General features: G+C 70.5%; 24 protein-coding genes. 1 reads left to right on the top strand and 23 read right to left on the bottom strand.

What is annotated here, in order from left to right; translation table 11 throughout:
- From VF647_07580 to VF647_07530, 11 genes are all read right to left on the bottom strand, one after another.
- The coding region (locus tag VF647_07580) for a hypothetical protein (GenBank protein HEX8451939.1) at positions 1–348 on the bottom strand (348 nt) is incomplete at its 3' end.
- Positions 349–497: 149 nt separating this feature from the next.
- Positions 498–1,889 (bottom strand): LPS export ABC transporter ATP-binding protein, encoded by a 1,392-nt coding sequence (gene lptB / locus VF647_07575; protein HEX8451938.1) that lies wholly within the window; start codon positions 1,887–1,889, stop codon positions 498–500.
- On the bottom strand, positions 1,889–3,520 hold the full coding sequence (locus VF647_07570; protein HEX8451937.1) for an OstA-like protein: 1,632 nt from the start codon (positions 3,518–3,520) through the stop codon (positions 1,889–1,891). Before VF647_07570 ends, lptB begins: the two co-directional genes overlap by 1 nt.
- A complete protein-coding gene (gene lptC / locus VF647_07565) occupies positions 3,520–4,194 on the bottom strand; it encodes an LPS export ABC transporter periplasmic protein LptC (GenBank protein ID HEX8451936.1) in 675 nt (224 codons plus the stop codon). The genes VF647_07570 and lptC overlap by 1 nt, the downstream gene beginning before the upstream one ends.
- A complete protein-coding gene (locus VF647_07560; protein ID HEX8451935.1) occupies positions 4,191–5,171 on the bottom strand; it encodes a KpsF/GutQ family sugar-phosphate isomerase in 981 nt (326 codons plus the stop codon). Before VF647_07560 ends, lptC begins: the two co-directional genes overlap by 4 nt.
- A 2-nt stretch (positions 5,172–5,173) precedes the next feature.
- Positions 5,174–5,758: an HAD hydrolase family protein gene (locus tag VF647_07555; protein ID HEX8451934.1), complete on the bottom strand. Its 585-nt coding sequence runs from the start codon at positions 5,756–5,758 to the stop codon at positions 5,174–5,176.
- Positions 5,755–6,597 carry a 3-deoxy-8-phosphooctulonate synthase gene (gene kdsA, locus VF647_07550; GenBank protein HEX8451933.1) on the bottom strand — a complete coding sequence of 281 codons (843 nt, stop codon included), beginning with the start codon at positions 6,595–6,597 and terminating at the stop codon, positions 5,755–5,757. Before kdsA ends, VF647_07555 begins: the two co-directional genes overlap by 4 nt.
- Positions 6,594–8,264 (bottom strand): CTP synthase, encoded by a 1,671-nt coding sequence (locus tag VF647_07545; protein HEX8451932.1) that lies wholly within the window; start codon positions 8,262–8,264, stop codon positions 6,594–6,596. The genes kdsA and VF647_07545 overlap by 4 nt, the downstream gene beginning before the upstream one ends.
- Positions 8,261–9,037 carry a 3-deoxy-manno-octulosonate cytidylyltransferase gene (kdsB, locus tag VF647_07540; protein ID HEX8451931.1) on the bottom strand — a complete coding sequence of 259 codons (777 nt, stop codon included), beginning with the start codon at positions 9,035–9,037 and terminating at the stop codon, positions 8,261–8,263. Before kdsB ends, VF647_07545 begins: the two co-directional genes overlap by 4 nt.
- A 475-nt stretch (positions 9,038–9,512) precedes the next feature.
- Complete coding sequence (locus VF647_07535) at positions 9,513–11,003, bottom strand: hypothetical protein (GenBank protein ID HEX8451930.1); 1,491 nt, start codon at positions 11,001–11,003, stop codon at positions 9,513–9,515.
- Positions 11,000–11,578 (bottom strand): aminodeoxychorismate/anthranilate synthase component II, encoded by a 579-nt coding sequence (locus VF647_07530; protein HEX8451929.1) that lies wholly within the window; start codon positions 11,576–11,578, stop codon positions 11,000–11,002. The genes VF647_07535 and VF647_07530 overlap by 4 nt, the downstream gene beginning before the upstream one ends.
- A 195-nt stretch (positions 11,579–11,773) precedes the next feature.
- Between VF647_07530 and VF647_07525 the strand changes: the two genes are divergently transcribed.
- On the top strand, positions 11,774–12,085 hold the full coding sequence (locus VF647_07525; GenBank protein ID HEX8451928.1) for a multidrug efflux SMR transporter: 312 nt from the start codon (positions 11,774–11,776) through the stop codon (positions 12,083–12,085).
- Positions 12,086–12,291: 206 nt separating this feature from the next.
- On the opposite strand, the gene xerD is transcribed toward VF647_07525, so the two are convergent.
- The 12 genes from xerD to VF647_07465 all read right to left on the bottom strand — a co-directional run bounded on the left by xerD (position 12,292) and on the right by VF647_07465 (position 22,063).
- A complete protein-coding gene (gene xerD, locus VF647_07520; protein HEX8451927.1) occupies positions 12,292–13,251 on the bottom strand; it encodes a site-specific tyrosine recombinase XerD in 960 nt (319 codons plus the stop codon).
- A complete protein-coding gene (locus VF647_07515) occupies positions 13,224–13,844 on the bottom strand; it encodes a DedA family protein (GenBank protein ID HEX8451926.1) in 621 nt (206 codons plus the stop codon). Before VF647_07515 ends, xerD begins: the two co-directional genes overlap by 28 nt.
- A 12-nt stretch (positions 13,845–13,856) precedes the next feature.
- Positions 13,857–14,378 carry a 2-C-methyl-D-erythritol 2,4-cyclodiphosphate synthase gene (gene ispF, locus VF647_07510; GenBank protein ID HEX8451925.1) on the bottom strand — a complete coding sequence of 174 codons (522 nt, stop codon included), beginning with the start codon at positions 14,376–14,378 and terminating at the stop codon, positions 13,857–13,859.
- A 429-nt stretch (positions 14,379–14,807) separates the two neighbouring features.
- Positions 14,808–16,049 (bottom strand): beta-ketoacyl-ACP synthase II, encoded by a 1,242-nt coding sequence (gene fabF / locus VF647_07505; GenBank protein ID HEX8451924.1) that lies wholly within the window; start codon positions 16,047–16,049, stop codon positions 14,808–14,810.
- A gap of 139 nt (positions 16,050–16,188) precedes the next feature.
- The gene (locus VF647_07500) at positions 16,189–16,428 is read right to left on the bottom strand and encodes an acyl carrier protein (GenBank protein ID HEX8451923.1); all 240 of its coding nucleotides are present in this window, start codon (positions 16,426–16,428) and stop codon (positions 16,189–16,191) included.
- Positions 16,429–16,509: 81 nt separating this feature from the next.
- On the bottom strand, positions 16,510–17,247 hold the full coding sequence (fabG, locus tag VF647_07495) for a 3-oxoacyl-ACP reductase FabG (protein ID HEX8451922.1): 738 nt from the start codon (positions 17,245–17,247) through the stop codon (positions 16,510–16,512).
- Positions 17,247–18,194, bottom strand: coding sequence for an ACP S-malonyltransferase (fabD, locus tag VF647_07490; GenBank protein ID HEX8451921.1), 948 nt, complete (start codon positions 18,192–18,194; stop codon positions 17,247–17,249). Before fabD ends, fabG begins: the two co-directional genes overlap by 1 nt.
- A complete protein-coding gene (locus VF647_07485; protein ID HEX8451920.1) occupies positions 18,191–19,186 on the bottom strand; it encodes a beta-ketoacyl-ACP synthase III in 996 nt (331 codons plus the stop codon). The genes fabD and VF647_07485 overlap by 4 nt, the downstream gene beginning before the upstream one ends.
- Complete coding sequence (plsX, locus tag VF647_07480) at positions 19,183–20,178, bottom strand: phosphate acyltransferase PlsX (protein HEX8451919.1); 996 nt, start codon at positions 20,176–20,178, stop codon at positions 19,183–19,185. The genes VF647_07485 and plsX overlap by 4 nt, the downstream gene beginning before the upstream one ends.
- A 25-nt stretch (positions 20,179–20,203) precedes the next feature.
- Complete coding sequence (gene rpmF / locus VF647_07475; GenBank protein HEX8451918.1) at positions 20,204–20,386, bottom strand: 50S ribosomal protein L32; 183 nt, start codon at positions 20,384–20,386, stop codon at positions 20,204–20,206.
- A 24-nt stretch (positions 20,387–20,410) separates the two neighbouring features.
- On the bottom strand, positions 20,411–20,920 hold the full coding sequence (locus VF647_07470) for a DUF177 domain-containing protein (protein HEX8451917.1): 510 nt from the start codon (positions 20,918–20,920) through the stop codon (positions 20,411–20,413).
- Positions 20,921–21,301: 381 nt separating this feature from the next.
- Positions 21,302–22,063: a hypothetical protein gene (locus VF647_07465; protein HEX8451916.1), complete on the bottom strand. Its 762-nt coding sequence runs from the start codon at positions 22,061–22,063 to the stop codon at positions 21,302–21,304.
- Positions 22,064–22,131: the final 68 nt, after the last annotated feature.

Here is a 22,131-nt window from a genome sequence, read left to right as displayed (position 1 = left end):
GTCGTGCAGGTGGTCGCCCAGGTCCTTGGTGTCCACCGACACGGGCTCGTAGTACTCCCGCTCCTCGTACTCCTCGCGGCGGCCGCCGGTCTCGAAGCCGTTCAGGAGGATCTCCTCCCAGTCGATCTCGTCGTCCTCCGTCTTCTTCTCGGCCTCCGGCTCGGGCTCCACCTGGTCCTCGACGTCGCTCTCCACGAGGTCCAGGAACGGGTTGTTGAGCAGCTCCTGCTTGAGGTGCTGCTGGAGGTCCAGGAGCGGCATGTAGAGAAGATCCATCGCCTGGTACAGGCGAGGGTTGATCTTCATCTCCTGCTTGAGGGTCGTTCCCTGGTAGAGACCGGTCTTCATGCCGCTTCGTCCTGTTGGGGATTACGTTCGCGTGGAACGCGCTTTACCGTCGAACTGGCGCTGGAGCCTAAGTGCTTGAGTCCTAAGTGCTAAGTCCTAAGTCCTAAACAGCTCTTGAGCACTTAGCACTTAGCACTTAGCACTTCTTTTCACGCCATCGGCTCCTGGGCGTCCAGCTCGCCCGGCTCGTCCGCGCGCGCTTCGTACGGGTTGGGATAGCGCTCGCGCATGCGCGCCGCCAGCGTGGGTCCCAGGTAAAGGTCTGCCACTTCGTCGCTCCACACCAGCTCGCTCACGGTGCCGGAGACGCGCACGCGCCCTTCGTACATGATGTAGGCGCGGTCCACGATGTCCAGCGTCTGCTCCACGTTGTGGTCGGAGATCAGCACCCCGATCCCGCGGCGGCGCAGGTCCGCCACGATCTGCTGGATGTCGTGCACGGCGATGGGGTCCACGCCCGCGAACGGCTCGTCCAGCAGCATGAACTTGGGGTTTCCCACCAGCGCCCGCGTGATCTCCAGCCGGCGCCGCTCGCCGCCGGAAAGGGAGTACGCGTACGACTTCCGCACGTGCTTGATGCTCAGCTCGTCCAGCAGCGCCTCCAGCCGGCGCTTCTGCTCCGCGCGGGGGATGCCGAGCGTCTGCAGGATCGCCATGACGTTTTGCTCCACCGTCAGCTTGCGGAAGATGGAGGGCTCCTGCGCCAGGTACCCGATCCCCGCCCGCGCGCGGCGGTACATGGGGACACCCGTGAGCTTCCGGTCGCCGATGTAGACGTCGCCTTTGTCCGGGCTGATGAGACCGACCATCATGTAGAACGAGGTGGTCTTCCCCGCCCCGTTGGGCCCCAGCAGCCCCACGATCTCGCCTTGCGTGACCTCGACGTCCACCTCGTTGACGACGCGCCGCTTGCGGTAGCTCTTGACCAGCCCCTTCGCGCGCAGCGTCATCCCGCCGACGATGGGGCCCCGCCGCACCGGCGCCGCCACGGGCTCGGGCTCCGGCATGGCGACGATCTGTACGCGCGGGTAGTCGTAGTACTCCTCGTCGTGCGCGGCCTCGTCCTGTACGGCTCCGGTGGCTTCGGCCTGCACGGCGGCGGAGTCGTCGTCCTGGCGGGTGAGGATGGCGCCGATGTGGTGGTCGAGCAGGGCCAGCGCCTCGTCGCGACCGTTCCCTACCTCTGCCAGCACCCAGGGGGAGAGGCGGATCGTGCTCCACCCGGCGCCGTTCTCGTGCGGCTCCCCTTCCCCGCCCAGCAGCTCCACCACCTCGTCCGCGCGCAGGCGTGCCAGCACCTGCTCGTCCAGGTAGTGCTCCGTCTCCGCGTCCTGAAAGGAGCCGAGCTCGCCGTGCGCCTCCGTGTGGCCGCTGGGCGGGCCGTACCAGCGGCGGTACTCCTCGCGCATGCGCGTGTGCCACTCGGGCCGGGCGACCTCGTGCCCGCCGTCGTCGCGCGCCACCAGCGCGCGCAGCGCGATCAGGGTAGATACGTCGGTGGGGGGTACTTCCGCCACCATCCGCGCCAGACGGCCTTGCATCACGGGCGCGTCCCCCCCTGCGGTGCGGGCGCGGCGGGCGTCGGCATTGCGGGCGCAACCGGACGCGCGGTGGGGATGCGCGTGCCGCGGCCCGGCGCACCCGTGGGCGCGGGACGGGGGGTCTGCGCGGCCGTTCCCGTAGCTGCCGCCGGTGTGCCCGGCGCGGGGGTGCGGCCGGGAGTCGGCGTGCGGGCGGCGGTGTTCCCCGGGGCCGGCCGTGCTCCAGCCGTACCGGCCGGCGTGCCTGCCGACGCGCTGTCCGCCGGCGCCTTGGGCTGGCCGGGGTCCAGGTAGACGCCGCGGTGCACGCCCCGGGCGCGGGCGTTGTCCACCTGGCCGTCGTGGAACGCCAGGTCCACGTGGTCGGCGTTCAGGTAGTTGATGGCGGGCTTCTGCCCCGCCGGCGCGTTGTCGTTGCGCACGCGGTAAATGGAGCGCGCGTTGCCGATGGCCACCATCCGCTCGATCTTCACCTTTGCGTCCGCGCTGTCGCGGGCGGGGCGGCGGGCCGTGGTGTCGCGCGTGAAGTAGCCGATGATGGTGTCCGCCAGGATCAGGTCGCGGTCTTCCAGCGCCACGGGCGGGGCGGTCACCCGCTGGCGCGCGGCGGTGTCGCCCGGCACGGCCGCCGCCACCGTGTCCCACGCCACCCCGTGTGCCGAGCCGACCGCGTGCACCTCGCGCAGCTCCTGGCCAGGCATGATCGCCTCCAGCGAATCTGCCTCCAGCCGGAACCCGCTCGCAAGCGCCACCGAGCGCGGAAGGGCCTTCGTGCTGTCGCGCGGCGCCGCCGCCTGCGGCTCACGGCCGCTGACGACGCGCTGCAGCTTGTCGTTCTCAAAGAACATCAGGAGCTGCGGCCCGTCGATGTCCAGCCGCTCGCTGTCCAGCCGTGCGTTGGTGCGGGCCAGGACGCGGGCCAGCTTGCCGTCGCGCAGGTTGCTCTCGATGTACTCGCCCTGCAGCTCGTACTTCGGATTACGGACGCGGGCGGCGGTGCGCAGCTCCATCCGCTCGGCGGTGGCGTCGTAGAAGGCGGTGGCGGCCGTGGATCTCACGTCCTTGCTGACGATCACCACGTTCCCCTCGGCGGTCATGAACTTGTCGCCGGTGCTCGTGATGCGGTCGCCGTCGATCTCCATGGGGTCGCGCCGCTGGCCGCTGTTCCCGCGCGGCACCAGCGTCAGGTGCGGGCGCTGCGTGGCGATGGCCTGCGCGTCCGGCCGCCCCGGCATCGCCTTGAAGTACTCCAGCTCCGGCCCGCGCAGGGTGGAGCCGCGCTGCTTGTCCGTGAAGATGACGTTCCCCTGCGCGAAGAGCCGCCCGGTGCCGGAGTTGTAGATGGCGCGGTCGGCGGTCAGCGTGCGCGTTGGATCCTGGAAGTCCACCTGCCCGAAGAGGTGCACCTCGTTCATCGCCTGGTAGATCACGGCGCTGTCCGCGCGTAGCTCCTCGCCGCCGGCGCACTTCACCAGCAGCGGACCGTCCGCGGAGATGACGCGGCTGGCGGGGTCGCCCACGGCGGTCCACGGCCCGTTCTGGTATTCCAGGAGGCAGGAATTCGCCTGCGCGGCCAGGGCCGCCGGCGTGGCGGCAAGCGCCGCCGCGATCGCGAGTATGAAGTAGCGCATCAGAATCGTATCCCTCCGTCACCCACCTGCACGGAGCCGGTCCGGGCGTTGGTGCCCTGGACGTTCGTGAACCGGCTGTCCGCGGTGAAGCCCTGCGTGTACAGCGTCTTGCCGTCCTCGAGGAGGCTCGTCGCCTTTTCGCTCCACACGCGGTCGCCGCGCTGGTCCCAGTGGAGCTCCTCGCTCTTGATGGTGCGCTTCCCCTTCCCCTGCTCGCCGGGGATGATGAGCACCACGCTCCCCCGCGCCACCATCACCTGCGACGCCGGGTCGTACTCGCCCGTCTTGGACGTGAGGGTACCCTGCTGGCCCGACGGGGTGGTGAAGAGGAGCCGCACCCCCTTGAGATTCGTGCGCGTCTGGCCGGGCATGGTGATGGCGGTGTCGGCGAAGATGTCGGCCTTGGTGGTGCCTTCCTCCGTCATCTTCATCTTCATCCCGATCGTCACCTGGTTCGCGTCCGCCTCGAACGCCGCCGTGCCGATGGGGGTGGTGGTCCTCCCGCACCCGGCAATCAGCCCGGCGACTAAAGTCGCGGCAACAACCGCACAAAGTCCCCCTGCGGGGACTCGCCGGGCTGACACCGACGCCCGCCCCGGAGTCCGCGAAGGCGGACTTTGTGCTTTTGTTGCCGCGAGTTCACTCGCCCGGGTAGAATGACCCCAAATCCTCATACCGCCCCCGCCCGCATCAGGTCGTGGAGGTGCACCATCCCCACGACGCGCCCCTCATCCACCACGGGGAGCGCCATGACGCCGTGACGCTCCATGACGCCCACGGCCGCGGCGGCGAGCTCGCCCGGCTCTACGGTTTTGGGATCGCGAGTCATGACTTCGGATACGGCGATTCCGTAGAAGTGTTCCTCGCGCTCCATCAGCCGCGTGAGATCCCCCGAGGTGACGACGCCCAGCAGGCGCCCCTCGTCATCCACCACCGCCACCGTTCCGCGGCGCTCGGCGAGGGGCACGAGGGCCTGGCGCATGGTGGCGCCGGTGGGGAGCAGCGGCAGGTCGCTCGTCTCCATCACGTCCTGCACGCGCAGCAGCAGCCGGCGTCCGAGCGCACCGCCGGGGTGGAAGCGGGCGAAGTCGTCGCGCCCGAAGCCGCGGCGCAGGAGGAGGGCGACCGCCAGCGCATCGCCCATCGCCATGGCGGCGGCGGTGGACGAGGTGGGGGCGAGGTCGTGCGGGCACGCCTCTTCGGCCACCGAGCAGTCCAGCACCCAGTCCGCCTGGCGCGCCAGCGCGGACTCGCGGCGCCCGGTGAGGGCGACCACGCCGACATCCATCCGCTTCAGGTACTCCAGCAGGCCGCGCAGCTCCTCGCTCTCGCCGCTCTTGGAGAGGAGGATGGCGACGTCGCCGCTCCCCACCAGGCCCAGATCGCCGTGCAGCGCCTCGACGGGGTGGAGGAAGACGGCCGGGGTGCCGGTGGAGGTGAGGGTGGCGGCGAGCTTGCGGCCCACGATGCCGCTCTTCCCCACCCCGGCCACGATGACGCGCCCCGTCGCCTCCAGCACCGCGTCCACCGCCGCCGCGAACTCGGCGCCGATGCGGCCCTCCAGCGCGGCGACCGACGCGGCCTCGGTGCGGATCACGTGGCGCGCACGCTCCAGCATCTCGTCCGTGCCGATCCCCGCCGGCGCCGCCATCGTCACAGCCCCGCCTCGCGCTGGCGGACGTATGCTTCCACAAGGGCGCTCCACTGCCCGCGCGCCACCAGCAGCGCCTCCGCGAACTCGCGCACGGCCCCGTAGCCGCCGTGCCGCGTCCCCTGCCACCGCGCCGCCGCGCGGACGTCGCTCGCCGCGTTCCCCACCGCCGCGGGGAGCCCCACGCGCCGCATCACGGGGAGGTCGGGGAGGTCGTCGCCCAGGAAGGCGGTCTCCTCCCAGCCGATCCCCAGCCGCTCCAGCATCGTTGTTACGATGCGCAGCTTGGAGGCGGTGCGGTCCTGGTGCACCTCGAGGATCATCAGCTCCTCCGCGCGCATCGCCACCGCCTTCGACACGCGCCCGGTGACGATGGCGACCCTGATCCCGCCCTCGTGCAGGAGCCGGGTGCCGATGCCGTCCTGGATCTCGAAGCGCTTCAGCTCCACCCGCTCGCCGCTCGACGTCGCGCCCAGGTAGATGCCGCCGTCCGTCATCACGCCGTCCACGTCCAGGATGACGAGGCGGATGCGGCGCGCATCGTCGCGCGGGATGGCGGCGGGCGGGTCCCGCACGGGCGTCATCATCCGCCGAAGCCCAGAGCGGCGCGCAGGGCGAGCACCTCTTCCACCAGCGGGCGCAGCCGCTCGATGGGGAGCATGTTGGTGGAGTCCGACGGCGCGTTGGCCGGGTCGGGGTGCGTCTCCAGAAAGAGCGCGTCGGCGCCTGCGGCCACCGCGGCGCGTACCAGGTGCGGGATGAAACGAGGCTCGCCGCCGCTGACGCCCGCACCTTCACCGGGACGCTGCACGGAGTGGGTGCCGTCGAACACGGTGGGAGCGTCGCACGCCTCGCGCATCTGCACGAAGGAGCGCATGTCCACCACCAGGTTGCCGTAGCCGAAAAAGGTGCCGCGCTCCGTCACCGCCACGCCGCCGGCGCCCGCGCCGCGCAGCTTGTCCGCGGCGCCGCGCATCTCGTGGGGCCCCATCCACTGCCCCTTCTTCACGTTCACCGGCCGCCCCGTCGCCCCCGCCGCAACCAGCAGGTCGGTCTGGCGGCAGAGGAAGGCGGGGATCTGGAGCGCGTCCGCCACCTCGGCGACGGCTGCGCACTGCGCCGGCTCGTGCACGTCGGTGATCAGCGGCAGCCCCACCTCGTCGCGCACGCGCGCCAGCTTGCGCAGCCCCTCCTCCATCCCCGGCCCGCGCGGCGAGCCGGCGGAGGAGCGGTTCGCCTTGTCGAACGACGCCTTGAAGAGCAGCGGGAGCGACAGGTCGTCCGCCATCCTCGCCAGCGCCTCGGCGATGGAAAGGTTGAGCCGGTCGTCCTCCAGCACGCACGGCCCCGCAATCAGAAAGAACGGCGCGCCGACGCGAAAGAGCTCCGCGACGCCGACGCCGCCGCGCGCGAGCGCCTGGCTCACGACGACGCCTCCGCCATCAGCTCGGGCTGGGGCGCGGGCGCGTTCTGCCCGTCGCGGTACGCCGCGGCCGCCGTCACGAACGAGGCGAAGAGCGGGTGCGGCTGGTCCGGGCGCGACTTGAGCTCCGGATGCGCCTGCGTAGCCACGAACCACGGGTGCGACGGAAGCTCGATCATCTCCACCAGGTTGCCGTCCGGCGACAGCCCGCTGAAGTGCATCCCCTGCTCGCCCAGCGCCTCGCGGTACACGTTGTTCACCTCGTAGCGGTGGCGGTGGCGCTCGCTGATCTCCAGCGCGCCGTAGATGTCCGCCGCGCGCGAGCCGGGCTGCAGCCGCGCGGTGTACGCCCCCAGCCGCATGGTGCCGCCCAGGTCGGTGATCTGGCGCTGCGAGTCCATCAGGCAGATCACGGGGTCGCTGGTGGCGCGCTCCCACTCGGCCGAGTGCGCCTCCTCGATGCCGCACACAGTGCGCGAGAACTCGATGATCGCGGTCTGCATCCCCAGGCAGATGCCGAAGAAGGGAAGGCCGTTCTCGCGCGCCCAGCGGATGGCGGAGAGCATTCCCTCCACGCCGCGCACGCCGAAGCCGCCGGGGATCAGCAGGCCGTGGTAGCCGGCCAGCTTCTCCGCGCCCTCGCCGTTCTCGAAGTCCTCCGAGGAGAGCCACTCGATCCTGACCTTGGCATCCGCCGCGATCCCGCCGTGGATCAGCGCCTCCTGCACCGACTTGTACGAGTCGATCAGCGCCACGTACTTGCCCACGACGGCGATGCGCACCTCGCCGTTGCTGGGGTTCTTGAGCCGGCTCACCAGCTCGCGCCACTCGGCCAGGTCGGGCTTGGGGGTGTTGAGCCCCAGCTTGTTGACCACCAGCTCGTCCAGCCGCTGCCGGTGGTACTCCAGCGGCACCTCGTAGATGGTCTCCGCGTCGCGCGCCTCGATCACCGACGCCACGTCGACGTTGCAGAAGAGCGCGATCTTGCGGCGCATGTCCGGCTCGATGGCCCGCTCGCTGCGGCAGATCAGCACATCCGGCTGAATGCCGATCTGCATCAGCTCGCGCACGGAGTGCTGCGTCGGCTTCGTCTTCAGCTCGCCGGCGGCCGCGATGTACGGCAGCAGCGTGAGGTGCACGAAGAGCGTGTGCTCGCGCCCCACCTCCTGCCGGTACTGGCGGATGGCCTCGAGGAAGGGAAGGCTCTCGATGTCGCCCACCGTGCCGCCGATCTCGGTGATGACGACGTCGTGGTTGGGCGCCAGGCGGCGGATCGCCCCCTTGATGGCGTCCGTGATGTGCGGGATCACCTGAACGGTGGCGCCCAGGTACTCGCCACGGCGCTCGCGGGTGATGACGTCCTGGTAGATGCGCCCGGTGGTGATGCTGTTGGACTGCGACAGGCTCTCGCCCACGAAGCGCTCGTAGTGGCCCAGGTCCAGGTCCGTCTCCGCGCCGTCGTCGGTCACGAAGACCTCGCCGTGCTGGAAGGGCGAGAGCGTGCCGGGGTCCACGTTGATGTAGGGATCGAACTTCTGGATCGTCACGCGGAGCCCGCGCTCCACCAGGAGCCGGCCCAGCGACGCGGCCGCGATCCCCTTGCCGAGCGACGAGACGACGCCGCCGGTGACGAAGATGTACTTGGTGGGCGCCGTGTTCAGGGCGGTCATTCGGCTGCTCGCTCCGGAGGTGTGGACTCGTTTCGTAGGAGGCGTTCCGCGCGCGCGGCGTCGGCCGGAGTGTCGATCCCCCCTTCGGCCGGCGGGCCCACGGCCACGCCCATGCGCATCCCCGCCGCCAGCGGGCGGAGCTGCTCCAGCTTCTCGATCTGCTCCAGCCGCCCTTCCGGCAGCGCGACCCAGCGCAGCAGCGCGTCGCGGCGGTAGGCGTAGAGCCCCACGTGGCGCAGGTACGTGTCGCCGCTGAAGTCAGGCTCGGCGTCGCGGGGGTGAGGGATGGGCGCCCGGGTGAAGAGGAGCGCACCACCGTCATCGCCGCGCACCACCTTGACCACGGCGGGCTCCAGCCACTCGGCGCGGGTGCGGATGGGCGTCGCCACCGTCCCCAGCTCCCACCCGCCGTCGCGCACCAGCCCGATCGCCGCGCCCGCGTGCTCGGCCAGCAGAAATGGCTCGTCGCCCTGCACGTTGACGATCACCTCGTACCCCGCGTACTCCTCGGCCCGGACCACCTCGGCCACGCGGTCGGTGCCGGAGGGGTGCGCCGGATCGGTGAGCCGCACCTCCGCCCCGAATCCATGGCACGCGTCCGCGACCTCATCGGAATCCGTGGCGATCACGACCGCGTCGAACACAGCGATCCCCATCGCCCGGCGCCAGACCCACTCCAGGAGTGGCCTGCCAGCGATGGGGAAGAGCGGCTTCCGCGGCAAGCGCGACGAGCCGATACGTGCCGGTACGACGCCCAGTACTCGGGCGCTCATCGAACCGAAAAATGTGCGGGGATGCCGCGCGCATTTGCAATAATCACGCCACTCAACTTAGCGCCCGCGCGGCGGTTTGTCAAAGCGGCTAATGGAGCCCTCACCCCCGGCTCGTTACACTCGCCTGCCCCCTCTCCCGATAACAGGAGAGGGCTGCGCCCTCCTGTCATCGAGAGAGGGGGCTTGGGTCGCGGAGGGCCCCCTCCCCCCGGCCCCCTCCCCCGCCTGCGGGGGCGCAGGGCGGGTGAGGGGGAGAACTTCGCCCACCCCTCGCAGATGACTGGTAGGGGCGCGATTCATCGCGCCCGTGCCCGCCGCTGCTCCGCCGCCCGCCTTTGACACCGATACCCGTAGGGGCAGACCTGCGTGTCTGCCCACCGCCCGCCATGCCCCCGCCCCCGCCCCTCCGCACGGATCCCGTAGGGGCAGCCCCACGTGGCTGCCCGTGCCCGCCGCCGCTCCGAACCCCGACGAATCAGAACCGCGGCAGCGAGAACGACCAGTACACCGCCGGATCCAGATCATCCGCCGCAGGGTTCACGACGACACCCGCGCGCGCCAGAAAGAACCGGACGCCGCCGCCCACGTTCTGCACGAACGCAGGCGCGGACCCCGTCCACGCGGCACCGGACGAATGCACCAACTCGATCGAGGGCTGCCCCAGGTACGGGATCTTCAGCTTCGGCGACAGCGGGATCAGGTACTCCGATCCCACGTACACCAGGTGGTCGCCACGGAAAGCAGCGATCGCGGTGGTGGGCAGCGTCCCCGGGCCGCCGAGGTTGCCGAACCGCTGCGGCGGCGCGTCGGAGGCGATGGGGAGCATCGCGCGCGCGTAGACGTGCACCGACTGCAGGCGGAAGGTCAGGGTGTAGAAGTCGGCCCATGCCAGCGCCTGCGTGAACGTCGCATCGCCGAAGCCCTGCTCCACCTGAGCCAGGCCCTCGAGCTGCACCGTCTGCCCGCGCCAGCGCAGCGTGGCGCCCGCGATCGCGGAGACGATCGTCCCCTCCAGCACCGGCGGGTTCTCGCGCTCCAGGCCGTTCCCCAGGAGCGAAGGGAGGTCCGGCTCCGTCTCCAGCGAGCGGGCGCGCTCCACCTGCACACCGACGCGCGGGCCGAGCCACGACTCCCCCGCGATAATCGGCTTCCCGACGGGGCGCGTCACGAACACGGACGCGCGGTCCGCGTCGTAGTAGTCGCGGTAGTCGCGCCCCACCACCGCCGCGGTCACCGAGTTGACGATGTCGCCATGGTGCCAGGCGTCGTTGGTGCGCGTCTGGCGCGACAGCTCCGCCTCCACGCGCAGCGACTGGATGCGCAGCGGGTACTCCAGCCGCAACTGGCCGCCCAGGTGGTCGTCCTGCTTGTGCCGGTACGCCAGGAACGCGCTCACCAGCCCCGAACCCGGATCCGGCGAGAAGCGGAACTGCGCGCCCCCGGCCACCGTGGCCCCGTTCACCCGGTCGTACGTCGGCGTCAGGAAGAGGGGGCGAAAGGATTTCGGCAGCGGCGGACCGATCACGGTCGCGACCAGCGTCGAATCCCCCGCCCTGCCAGTAGAATCGCCGCGCACGATCACGGTCGACGGATGGGATTCCGAGATCGCGCCGTGCTGCGCCTTCGCGGAGCGGTAGACGCCGCCATCGATGACCGCGATCTCGCCGCCGACGCGCGAGCCGGGTCGCAGGTAGAAGTGCCCGCCGAGCACCGCCACCGCACCCGCGACGGAGCCTTCGAGCCGCACGTCCGCATCGTAGATCACCAGGTCTCCAGGCGCCGCGAACGTCGCCGGGAGGATGGTGTCGCGGTCGATGCGCAGGTAGTTGCCGCGGGCGAGCACCTCGCGCGCGATCTCGGCGGCGCGGCTCCGATCGTCGCCGCGCACCGTCACCCCCTGCGCGGCAGCGGGGAGCGCGAAGGCCAGGAGGAGGAGTGCCGCGAGAAGTGCGGGGCGAAGCTTCATCCGAGCTCCAGGAAGTTGCGCAGCAGCGCGTGCCCGTGCTCGCTGGCGATGGATTCCGGGTGGAACTGGACGCCCCACACCGGGTGCTCGCGGTGGCGAACGGCCTGGATCTCCGTCTCGGACCCGGGCTCGTCCGTCCACGCCACCGCCTCCAGTTCGGCCGGCAGCGACGACGGCTCGATCACCAGCGAATGGTAGCGCGCCACGGTGAACGGCGCGGGGATGCCGCGAAAGATCCCCTCCCCCGTGTGGCGGATCGGCGAAGTCTTGCCGTGCATCGGCTTGGCGGCGCGCACCACTTCGCCGCCGTACGCCTGCCCGATCGACTGGTGTCCCAGGCAGACGCCGAGGATCGGGATCTTCGGACCAAGCTCGCGGATCGTCTCCACCGACACCCCCGCCTCCGTCGGCGTGCACGGGCCGGGGGAGATGACGATGCGCTCCGGAGCGCGCTCCGCGATCTCGTCCACGGTGAGCTGGTCGTTGCGCACGACCTCCATCTCCGCCCCCAGCTCGCCGAGATACTGGACTAGATTGTACGTGAAGCTGTCGTAGTTATCGATAACCAGGATCATGACTTCCGTGTGATGATCTCGCTTGCTTCCGCGCCGCGGCTCACGAGTCTGCATCGGCGACGGCCGATGAACGATGGCGCAGGCGGCCCCTCTTTGCAACGGTCGCCGGTGCCCCGCGCCCGCCCCCGTGCTAACTTTGGCCCGCGCTCCGCACGTCGTAGAGCGCCTGGAGCAGAGCAGAAAACGGAGAGCGGAATGGCATGGGCGTACCTGTTCGTCGCGGGGCTGCTGGAGGTGGTGTGGGCGATCGGCCTCAAGTACACGGAGGGCTTCACGCGCCTGTGGCCGAGCGTGGGGACGCTGGGCGCGATGGGCGCGAGCTTCTACCTGCTCGCCACTTCCCTGCGCACCATCCCTGTCGGCACCGGCTACGCCGTGTGGACCGGCATCGGCGCGGTTGGGGCGAGCCTCCTCGGCATGCTCATCCTCGGCGAGCCGCGCGATGCCGGGCGCCTGCTGGGCGTGGCGCTGATCGTGTGCGGGATCGTGGTGCTGCGGGTGGCGTGAGAGGCCCCCTCCCCCAGCGTCGCTCCGCGACGCATCCCCCTCCCCCACAACCGCCTGGGGGAGGGGGAGACCGCGCACCGATCTCGTAGGGGCCGCCCCACGTGGCTGCCCGTGCCCGCCCGGGCACCGCCGCCCCGTTGTTCGCACACGGAAACCCGTAGGGGCAGACCTGCGTGTCTGCCCTCCCCCGCCGCGCCACGATCCCATCACGCACGCGGATGGAACTGCCGGTGAATCTGCGACAGGTACGTGCGGTCCACGTGCGTGTAGATCTGCGTCGTGGAAATGTCCGCGTGGCCCAGCATCTCCTGCACGGCCACCAGATCGGCGCCGCCTTCGAGCAGGTGCGTCGCGAACGAATGGCGCAGGGTGTGGGGCGTCACCGTCTTCTCGATGCCCGCGGTCTCCACGTGCTGCCGGAGGATCTTCCACACGCCCATGCGCGTCAGCGGGCCGCCGCGCGCGTTGAGGAAGACGCGCCCCTCCCCCTTCCCGCGCTCCAGCCGCGGCCTCGTCTCGCGCAGGTAGATGGAGAGCGCGCCGATCGCCCGGCGCCCCACCGGCACCATCCGCTCCTTGGCGCCCTTGCCGAAGACGGAGGCGAACTCGTCGTCCAGGTGCAGGTCGCGCACGCGGATGCCGGTGAGCTCGGACACGCGCACGCCGCTCGCGTACGCGAACTCCAGCATCGCGCGGTCGCGCCAGGCGAGCGGGTGCATGATGTCCGGCGCCTCGAGCAGGCGCTCGATCTCCGCCACCGTGAGCACGCCCGGGAGCGTCTTCCAGGCGGTCGGGGTGTCGATGGCCTCGCTGGGGTCCGCCACCACCTCGTTCTCGCCCAGCAGGAAGCGGAAGTAGGTGCGCAACGCGGAGATGTTGCGCGCGATGGAGGCCGGCGCGAGTCCCAGGTCCTTGAGGAGGAGGACGAAGCGGCGCAGGTCGTCGGTGGTGACCTCGGACGGGCGGGCGCGCCCCAGCGTCCGCGCGTGCGAGCACATGCGGACCACGTCGCGACGGTAGGCGTCGATGGTCTGCTCGCTCAGGTTGCGCTCGAAACGCAGGTGGTCGATGAACCCCTCCACCCCGAACTGCCGCGCCGTGCGGTCCAACTCCTCGGGAGTCGGCGCATCGGCGGTGCTCAGGCGGCCTCCCCGCGGCTGCGCCACCACCACCACGCCACCACCCCAAAGAGGATGGCAGCCGCGATCCCGAGCCAGCGCCCCGACGCCTCCACGGCCACGCGGATCTGCTCCCAGTTGCGCCCGGCGGTGGCGCCCAGGTACACGATCATCCCGTACCACAGCCCCGACGCTAGCGCGATGGGCGTGGCGGTGCGCAGCCATCCCATCCCGCTCGTCCCCGCGAACACCGGCACCACCGCGCGGAAGCCGGGGAGGAAGCGGCTGAAGAAGATCACCTTGGCGCCGTGCTTCGCGTACAGCCCCGAGAGCCGCGTCATCTGGTGCGGCTGCAGGATCATCCGCCCGATGCGGCCCTGAAAGAACGACACGCCGTAGCGCCGGCCGATCCAGTACGTCAGCAGCGCCGTTCCCACGTTGGCGCCCCAGACCACCAGGAACGCCCCGACCGGCGAGATGGTACCGCGCCCCGCCAGGAAGCCGCCCGTGAGCGCGATCACGTCCGCCGGCACGGGGGGGAAGATGTTCTCCAGCCCGGCGAAGGCGCCGATCACCACGTACACCAGCGGCCCGGGGAGCCCCTGCATCCACTCGATCAGCCGGTCGATCAGCCCCGCCATGCGTCCTCCGCTCTACAGGTGGCTGTCGCGCCGGTGGCGCGCATGGAGCGAGTCGATCCCCTCCAGGTCGTCGATCAGCGCCACGGCGAATGTGGCGATCCCCTCGCCGCGCCCGATCCACCCCATCCCCTCGTTGGTCTTTCCCTTGATCGAGATGTGGTCCGGCGCGATCCCCAGCACCGACGCCAGCCGCTCCTGCATCGCCGGCACGTGCGGCCCGATCCTGGGCGCCTCGGCGATGACCGTCACGTCCACGTTGACGATTTGGTAGTTGCGCCCCGCCAGCAGCCGCACCGCGTGCGCCAGCAGTCCCAGCGAGTCCGCGTCTTTCCACTGCGGATCTGATGGCGGAAAGTGCCTCCCGATGTCCCCCAGCCCCGCCGCGCCGAGGATGGCGTCGGTGATGGCGTGCGCCACGGCGTCCGCGTCGGAGTGCCCGGTCAGTCCGCGCTCGAAGGGGATCTCCACCCCGCCGAGGATCAGCCTGCGCCCCTCCGCAAAACGGTGGGAGTCGTACCCGTGCCCAATCCTCATCCGCGCCTCAGTTCAGGTGCTCGCGTGGTGTCAGGCTGACACAATAGCGGTGGGGCGGTGTGGATACAAACGGGGTGGGCGAAGATCTGAGCGGCGCGCGAGGGGCTAAAGCCCCCCGCTGGAACTACGGGAAGCCCACTGAAGGGGCTCGTGTGGCGCGGATCTCGACCGGGTGGCGGAGGACGGCGTTGCGCGAGACACGGGCAGCCACGCGGGGCTGCCCCTACGAGGATCTGGTCCGGAGGCGGAGGGATCGGGCGGCGGCGAGGGTGGGCAGACACGCAGGTCTGCCCCTACCACGGACGGGTGACGGTGCGGTGCCGTTGGGCGGCGAGCACGGGCGCATAACACGGGAACACGCAAACCCCCTCCCCCAGGCAGTTATGGGGGAGGGGGATGCGTCGCGGAGCGACGCTGGGGGTGGGGCCCTCAGTACCGCCGCACCGCCAGGCACACGTTGTGGCCGCCGAAGCCGAACGAGTTGCTCAGCGCTAGCCCCACCGGCCGCTCCGTCACGCCGCCCGTGCCGTAGTTCAGGTCGCAGTCGGGGTCGGGGGTGGTGTAGTTGATGGTGGGCGGGATCTTCCCCTCCCGGCACGCCAGCGCGCAGATGACGCCCTCGATGGCACCCGCCGCGCCCAGCGTGTGGCCCGTCATGCTCTTGGTGGAGCCGACGATGACCTCATGCGCGCGCTCGCCCAGCAGCGTGCGAATGGCGGCCGACTCGTTCTTGTCGTTCGCGGGGGTGGAGGTGCCGTGCGCGTTGACGTAGTCCACTTGGGACGCGTCGGCGCCGGCTTCCTTGAGGGCCAGCTTCATCGCGCGCACGGCGCCCTCGCCACCTTCCGACGGCGCGGTGATGTGGTAGGCGTCCGCCGTCTGGCCGAAGCCGACGATCTCGGCGATGATGGTGGCGCCGCGCGCGCGGGCGTGCTCCAGCTCCTCCAGCACCACCATCCCCGAGCCCTCGCCCAGCACGAAGCCGTCGCGCGTGGCGTCGAAGGGGCGGCTGGCGGTCTCCGGGGAGTCGTTGCGCTCCGAGAGCGCCTTCATCGCCGCGAAGCCGGCCACCGTCTGCGCGGAAACGGTCGCCTCCGTGCCGCCTGCGATCATCAGGTCCGCCTCGTCCCACTTGATGCTGCGGAAGGCGTTCCCCAGCGCGTGCGCGCTCGACGCGCAGGCGGAGACGGTGCAGTAGTTGGGGCCCTTGGCGCCGTAGCGGATCGACACCAGTCCCGCCGCGATGTCCGAGATGAACATCGGGACGAAGAAGGGCGACACGCGGTCCGGCCCGCGCTGGATCAGCTTGGCGTGCTGCTCCTCGAAGGTGTGGATGCCGCCGATGCCGCTGCCGATCACCACGCCGAAGCGCTCGTGGTCGATCCCGTCGCGGTCCTCGTCCAGGCCCGCGTGCCGCATGGCCTGCACGGCGGACGCGATGGCGAAGTGGGAGAAGCGGTCGGTGCGCTTCACCTCCTTGCGGTCGATGTACAGCGTGGGGTCGAACCCCTTCACCTCGCAGGCAAAGCGCACGGCGTGGTTGGAGGCGTCGAATTGGGTGATCGGGCCGGCGCCGCTGCGCCCCGCGAGCAGTCCCGCCCAGCTCTCCTGGAGGTCCAGCCCCACGGGCGTGACGAGCCCCGCCCCCGTGATCACGACTCGGCGATTCATCACCGCTCCGGTCATACTGGGATAGTGGAAGGGCGGACACCCGCGGGGCGCCCGCCGCTCGGAAAGTCAGCTCCGCCGCGCGGGCGGAAAGGGAGCGCCGCAGGCCCGGCGAGGGGCCCGCGGCGCTCCGGAACAGCGGTCAGGACGGATTGTTGTTCTGGATGTAGCTGATCGCGTCGCCGACGGTCTGCAGCTTCTCGGCGTCTTCGTCCGGGATCTCCATCCCGAACTCTTCCTCGAACGCCATGACGAGCTCGACGGTGTCCAGCGAGTCCGCGCCCAGATCGTCCACGAACCGGGCCTCGGGGGTGACCTTCTCGGCCTCCACACCCAGCTCGTTGATGATGATGTCCTTGACCTTCTGTTCGACGTCGGCCATTGCTCGGCTCTCCAGGTTGGGTTTCCACGATCTGGGGCGGCGGGCGCGCGGGCCGCGCGCGTCGGCGCCACCCCGCCGGTCCTACATCACCATCCCGCCGTCCACCACCACCACCTGCCCGGTGATGTACGATGCGCCCGGCCCCGCCAGGAAGCGTACCACCGGCGCGATGTCCTCGGGCCGGCCCAGCCGCTCCAGCGCGATCTGCGACGAGAGCGCGGTGCGCGCCGCTTCGGGGAGGTCGGAGGTCATGTCCGTCTCAATGTACCCCGGCGCGACGGCGTTGACCAGAACCCCGCGCGATCCGAGCTCCTTGGCCACCGACTTGGTGAGCCCGATGAGCCCGGCCTTGGAGGCGGCGTAGTTCGCCTGCCCCTTGTTCCCCGTGATCCCCACCACGCTGGTGATGTTGATGATCCGCCCGGCGCGGCGCTTCATCATCCCGCGCGACGCGGCGCGGATGAGGTTGAAGGCGCCCCGCAGGTTGGTGTCCAGCACGGCGGTCCAGTCGTCGTCCTTGATGCGCATCAGGAGGTTGTCGCGCGTGACGCCGGCGTTGTTCACCAGCACGTCCAGCGACCCCAGCTCCTCTTCCACGCGCTTGATGAGCGCGGCGGTCGCCTCCGGATCGGCCACGTCGCAGCCATAGCCGCGGTGTCCCTCGCCCGGCAGCTCGGCCGCCACCGCCTCGGCACGCGAGCCGTCGCGCGCCACCACCGCCACCCGCGCGCCGGCATCCGCCAGCGAGCGCGCGATCGCCAGCCCGATCCCGCGCGACCCGCCGGTGACCAGCGCCACCTGTCCCTGAAGCTCCGCCATCACGCCCCCGTACCCAGGTAAGCCTCAATCTGCTCGGCGGTCCCCAGGGCGGTCCCCCGCCCCGACGCCGCCGGATCGATCCGCTTCAGCATCCCGGTGAGCACCTTGCCGGTGCCCACCTCCAGGAACTGCGTCACGCCCAGCCCCAGCATGGTGCGCACGCACTGCGTCCAGCGCACCGAAGAGGTCAGCTGCCTCACCAGCAGCGACCGCGCCTCCACGGGGTCGGTCACCGGCGTGGCATCGACGTTGGAGGCCACCGGAAAGGCCGGGGCGCCGAACTCCGCGGCCTCCAGCTGCTCGGTGAGCCCCGCCTCAGCCGGCGCCATGAGCGGCGAGTGGAAGGCTCCGCTCACGTTGAGCGCGGCCACCTTCTTCGCCCCGGCAGCCACCAGCATCGGCGACACGCGCTCCACCGCCGACACGTCGCCCGATACCACCACCTGGCCCGGCGCGTTGAAGTTGGCGGCGACAACTACGCTGCCCTCGCTGCTCGCCTCGCGGCAGACCCCTTCCACGATGTCGTCATCCAGCCCCAGCACGGCGGCCATCGTCCCGGGCCGCGCCTGCCCGGCCTCGTACATCAGCTCGCCGCGCCTGCGCACGGAGCGCACGGCATCGGCGAAGGAGAGCGAGCCCGCGGCGTGGTACGCGCTGAACTCGCCCAGCGAGTGGCCGGCGGCGCACACCGCCTCCACGCCCTGCGCGCGGAGCACGGCCCACACGGCCGCACTGTGCGTGAGGAGGGCGGGCTGCGTGTTGCGCGTGAGGGTCAGCTCGTCGTCCGGCCCTTCCCACATCACCTGCGTCAGCGCGAAGCCCAGCGCCTCGTCCGCTTCCTGGAAGACGGCGCGCGCCTCGGGAAAGCGCTCCGCCAGGTCGCGCCCCATTCCGACCGCCTGCGACCCCTGTCCCGGGAAGAGGAGGCCGATGCGCTCGCCCGTCACAGGCGCACCACGTTGGCGGCCCAGGTGAAGCCGGCGCCGAACGCCACCATCAGCACCAGCGACCCGGGACCCGCGCGCCCCTGCTCCACCGCCTCGTCCAGCGCGACCGGGATCGACGCGGAGCTCATGTTGCCGTAGCGGTCCACGTTCACGAACACCTTGTCCATCGGGATGCCGGCGTACTTGGCCGTCGCCTCGATGATCCGCATGTTCGCCTGGTGCGGGACCATGAGGTCGATCTCCTCGGCCGTGACCCCGGCGCGCTTCAGCGCCGTCTCGGCGGCTTCGCACATGGCGCGCACGGCGGACTTGAACACCTCCGGCCCCGCCATCTTCACGTAGTGCGAGCGCTCGTCCAGCACCATCACGTCCAGCGGCACGCGCGAGCCGCCGCCCGGGCGCCACAGCAGCTCGGCCAGCGTGCCGTCGCTCTTCATGTAGCCGCTGAGGATACCTCGCCCGTCATCGCTCGCGCGCCGCACCACGGCCGCCCCGGCGCCGTCGCCGAATAGCACGCAGGTGGTGCGGTCCGTCCAGTCGATGATGGACGACATCTTCTCCGTGGCCAGCACCAGCACCGTCTCCGCCTGCCCGGCGGTGATGTGCGCGTCGGCCATGGAGAGCCCGTACAGGAAGCCGCTGCACGCCGTGGCGAAGTCGTACGAGCCGGCGTTGCGCGCTCCCAGCAGCGCCTGCACGTCGCACGCGGTGGAGGGGAGGAGCCGGTCCGGGGTGGCGGTGGAGAGGAGGATCAGGTCCACGTCCGTCGCCGCCAGCCCGGCGCGCTCCAGGGCCACGCGCCCCGCGGCCGCGGCCATGGTGGAGGCGTGGGTCTCCTTGTCGGCGATGCGCCGCTCACGGATTCCGGTGCGGGAGCGGATCCACTCGTCGTTCGTCTCTACGAGCGTCTCCATCTCCTGGTTGGTCATCACGCGGTCGGGGTTGAACCGTCCCGTGGAGACCAGGCGCGAACGCGGCTTGGTTTCTGTCATTGTGCAGGTGTGGTCTCCGCCAGACGGTTGAGGCGCCCCGCGATGTGCTCCACCATTCCGCTCTCCACGCAGGAGGCGGCGGCGCGGAGCGCGTTGCGAAGCGCGATGGGCGGCGACCCGCCGTGGCAGATGATGGTGACGCCGTTGACGCCCAGCAGGGGAGCTCCCCCCCACTGGGTGTAGTCCAGGGTGCGGAAGAGCAGCTCCAGGTCGAGCTGCACCCCCTGCTCCTGGATCGCCGAGCGCAGGAAGCCGCTCATGAACCCCGACATCGACTCGTAGAACTTGAGGAGCACGTTCCCCACGAAGCCGTCGCACACCAGCACGTCGCATTTGCCGCGGATGATGTCGCGCCCCTCGATGTTCCCCACGAAGTCCAGGTTGGGGTCGCCCTTGAGCAATTGGAAGGCCTCCACCGTCTGCTCGTTCCCCTTCTCCTCTTCCTCGCCGATGTTGAGCAGCCCCACGCGCGGGCTGGCGATCCCCATCAGGTCCTGCGCGTAGATGTGCCCCAGGTGGGCGAACTGCAGCAGGTGCTGCGGCTTCACGTCCACGTTGGCGCCCATGTCCAGCAGCAGGAAGCGCCCGCTGGTGGACGGCAGGTCCGCGCCGATGGCAGGGCGGTCCACGCCGGAAAGAGGGCGCAGGATGAAGAGCGAGGCCGCCATCACCGCGCCCGTGGAGCCGGCGCTGACGAAGGCGTCCACCTCGCCGTCCTTGTGCAGCCGCGTGCCCACCACGATGGAGGAGTCCTGCTTGCGCCGCACGGCCTGCGCGGGCGAGTCCCCCATCTCGATGACTTCGGTGGTGTGCACGACGGACACCCGGTCGCGCGGGGCGTCCGGGTGGCGCGCGAGCTCGGCCTCTATGAGCCCGCGGTCGCCCACGAGCACCACGTGCAGGTCGGTACGCTCAAGCAAAGCTCCGACCGCGCCCTCGACCTCTACGGCCGGGGCACGATCGGAGCCCATCGCGTCCAGCGCGATCCGCATATATGTCGGAGCTCTCGGGCGGGGCCTAGAACTCTTCCACTTCGATTCGCTGCTCGTTGCGGTAGTAGCCGCAGTTCGAGCAGACGCGGTGCGGCAGGTGCGGGTCGCCGCACTGCGGGCATGCGTTGATGGAAGGCATGCTGGCCTTCACGTGGGTGCGGCGCTTGCGCTGGCGCTGCTTGGACTGGCGCCTCTTGGGTACGGCCATCGGAGCCCTCTCGGAGTGCTGGGTTTAGTCGAACTTTACCTGCTTCAACGCGTCCCACGGGCTCGGGGCCACTTCGGAAACGCAGTCGCACGCCGCTTCGTTGAGGTTGGTGCCGCACTGCGGGCAGAGCCCGCGGCACGCCTCGTCGCACACGACGTACTGTGGGGCACGCAGGAGGAGCTGCTCGCGGACCGCTTCGGTCACGTCCAGCTCCTGCCCGCGCGCCGGCATGGGGTAGACTTCACCCCCCAGCTCGTCTTCGTCCTCGCCGATGGGAGCGAAGAACAGGTCCACCGTGTCGTCCACCGGCTGGCGGACGGCAGTGAGGCAGCGGCGGCACTCGCGCTCCACCACCGCCTGGATGCGGCCGCGGAGCAGAACGCCGTCGTCGCCCACGGAGCGGGCGGTAAGGTCCACTCGCAGAGGCTCCACCAGCCGCACGTCCGACCCTTCCCACATGGGATCGTCGGCCGCCACCTGCTCGTGGATCTCCACTTCTTCGCGGTCCATCGCCGCCAGGTTCAGCTTCAACATAAACCGTAAAAGTATGCCAAAGGCCGTGATGTGTCAAGCAACGGCCGGGTTTTTCGCGTCGGCGCCCGGTGTGCAAGTTGGGCACCGGTTCCGAGACACCAACGGCGCATCTCACGGAGACACGGCCGCGCGCCGAAGCGCTACCGCGCAGAGGGGCCGAGCCGCTGCGAGAGCTTCCCCGTGGTGTCGTATGCCTGGACGCGATCGTCCACCCCCACGTGCCGTCGTAGTACAGGGGCTGGGGAGGATCACTTCGGAGATGGGCCTCGCGAATGGCGCGGCACAGCGTCGCCTCGATCTCTTCAAGCGGGGCGCGTGCGATCTTGCGGGCCAGGCTCCGCTGCGCTCGCTGCTCCGGCGTCAGCGGTCCGGCTGGAGGCATCAGTCAGGGCTCCCGTCCTGCGCACTCTCCACGCTGAGGAGCACCAGCTCCGCCTCACCGGCTTCGATGGCCTGAATCGGGCTCCGGTCTCCAAAGCGAGGATGCGGGGTCTGCAGCCAGACGCGTTTGTGCTCGGGCACGAACAGCTGATTCAGGACGCTCGAGAGCCGCGCGACCGGCAGCAGGCCCGCCTGTGCGGCGGGCGAGTCCGGCTTCGACGACAGCGCCTGCTGCGATACGCCTGCCGCGCGCGCCAGCGCGGCGATGGACATCTCCATGTCTTCAGCGATTCTGCGGGCGTCCAACCTGCCAGACTGCGCGTCGCGGAACTCGGGGGTGATCACCTTCAGCAGGTCCGCGGAACGGGCGCGCCGCTCTTCCGCGGCCGGCAGAGAAGCAACCGCCGCCTCGATCGCCGCGTCCGCCTCGCGGATCCGGGCCGCGCTCAGTCGCACCGATCTGCGCACCGTCAGGGGGCGAACCGTCTTCGGCGTCTCTGGTGCCGAAGCCTCGTCCGAGGCAAACACGCGCGCCAGGAGCGTCGCGTTGTGCAAGCGCCAGAAAACAGCCTCGACGTTCCTGATCTCGTCCGCCCCCAGGAAGTCGAATGCTCCCGCTATGCGAGCGGCGCGCACTGCCTCCGCATCCTCTTCGTCGAGCAGCACCACCACGCTTCGCTCCGGCTTCTGGGTGCGGGCTTTGTGGACCAGCCGCGTCACCTCGCCGGGCGTGGAGCTTCCCTCTTCCTTCAGAGTGTTCACGAGTACGACCAGGTCGAGGTCGAATCCAGGCTCCACCCGTGGATGCGATGGCGAAGCGCCCCGATCGA

Origin of the sequence: Longimicrobium sp. (assembly GCA_036387335.1) — a bacterium.
Taxonomy (GTDB): Bacteria; Gemmatimonadota; Gemmatimonadetes; order Longimicrobiales; family Longimicrobiaceae; genus Longimicrobium.
The sequence above is the reverse complement of the archived record's forward strand: the minus strand, read 5'-3'. Positions and strand labels throughout refer to the sequence as shown.

Coding starts and splice junctions, on each gene's coding strand:
- lptB (HEX8451938.1), bottom strand. CDS start 1,889: ATGCAAGGCCGTCTGGCGCGGATGGTGGCGGAAGTACCCCCCACCGAC.
- VF647_07570 (HEX8451937.1), bottom strand. CDS start 3,520: ATGCGCTACTTCATACTCGCGATCGCGGCGGCGCTTGCCGCCACGCCG.
- lptC (HEX8451936.1), bottom strand. CDS start 4,194: ATGAGGATTTGGGGTCATTCTACCCGGGCGAGTGAACTCGCGGCAACA.
- VF647_07560 (HEX8451935.1), bottom strand. CDS start 5,171: ATGGCGGCGCCGGCGGGGATCGGCACGGACGAGATGCTGGAGCGTGCG.
- VF647_07555 (HEX8451934.1), bottom strand. CDS start 5,758: ATGATGACGCCCGTGCGGGACCCGCCCGCCGCCATCCCGCGCGACGAT.
- VF647_07545 (HEX8451932.1), bottom strand. CDS start 8,264: ATGACCGCCCTGAACACGGCGCCCACCAAGTACATCTTCGTCACCGGC.
- kdsB (HEX8451931.1), bottom strand. CDS start 9,037: ATGAGCGCCCGAGTACTGGGCGTCGTACCGGCACGTATCGGCTCGTCG.
- VF647_07535 (HEX8451930.1), bottom strand. CDS start 11,003: ATGAAGCTTCGCCCCGCACTTCTCGCGGCACTCCTCCTCCTGGCCTTC.
- VF647_07530 (HEX8451929.1), bottom strand. CDS start 11,578: ATGATCCTGGTTATCGATAACTACGACAGCTTCACGTACAATCTAGTC.
- VF647_07525 (HEX8451928.1), top strand. CDS start 11,774: ATGGCATGGGCGTACCTGTTCGTCGCGGGGCTGCTGGAGGTGGTGTGG.
- VF647_07515 (HEX8451926.1), bottom strand. CDS start 13,844: ATGGCGGGGCTGATCGACCGGCTGATCGAGTGGATGCAGGGGCTCCCC.
- ispF (HEX8451925.1), bottom strand. CDS start 14,378: ATGAGGATTGGGCACGGGTACGACTCCCACCGTTTTGCGGAGGGGCGC.
- fabF (HEX8451924.1), bottom strand. CDS start 16,049: ATGAATCGCCGAGTCGTGATCACGGGGGCGGGGCTCGTCACGCCCGTG.
- VF647_07500 (HEX8451923.1), bottom strand. CDS start 16,428: ATGGCCGACGTCGAACAGAAGGTCAAGGACATCATCATCAACGAGCTG.
- fabG (HEX8451922.1), bottom strand. CDS start 17,247: ATGGCGGAGCTTCAGGGACAGGTGGCGCTGGTCACCGGCGGGTCGCGC.
- VF647_07485 (HEX8451920.1), bottom strand. CDS start 19,186: ATGACAGAAACCAAGCCGCGTTCGCGCCTGGTCTCCACGGGACGGTTC.
- plsX (HEX8451919.1), bottom strand. CDS start 20,178: ATGCGGATCGCGCTGGACGCGATGGGCTCCGATCGTGCCCCGGCCGTA.
- rpmF (HEX8451918.1), bottom strand. CDS start 20,386: ATGGCCGTACCCAAGAGGCGCCAGTCCAAGCAGCGCCAGCGCAAGCGC.
- VF647_07470 (HEX8451917.1), bottom strand. CDS start 20,920: ATGTTGAAGCTGAACCTGGCGGCGATGGACCGCGAAGAAGTGGAGATC.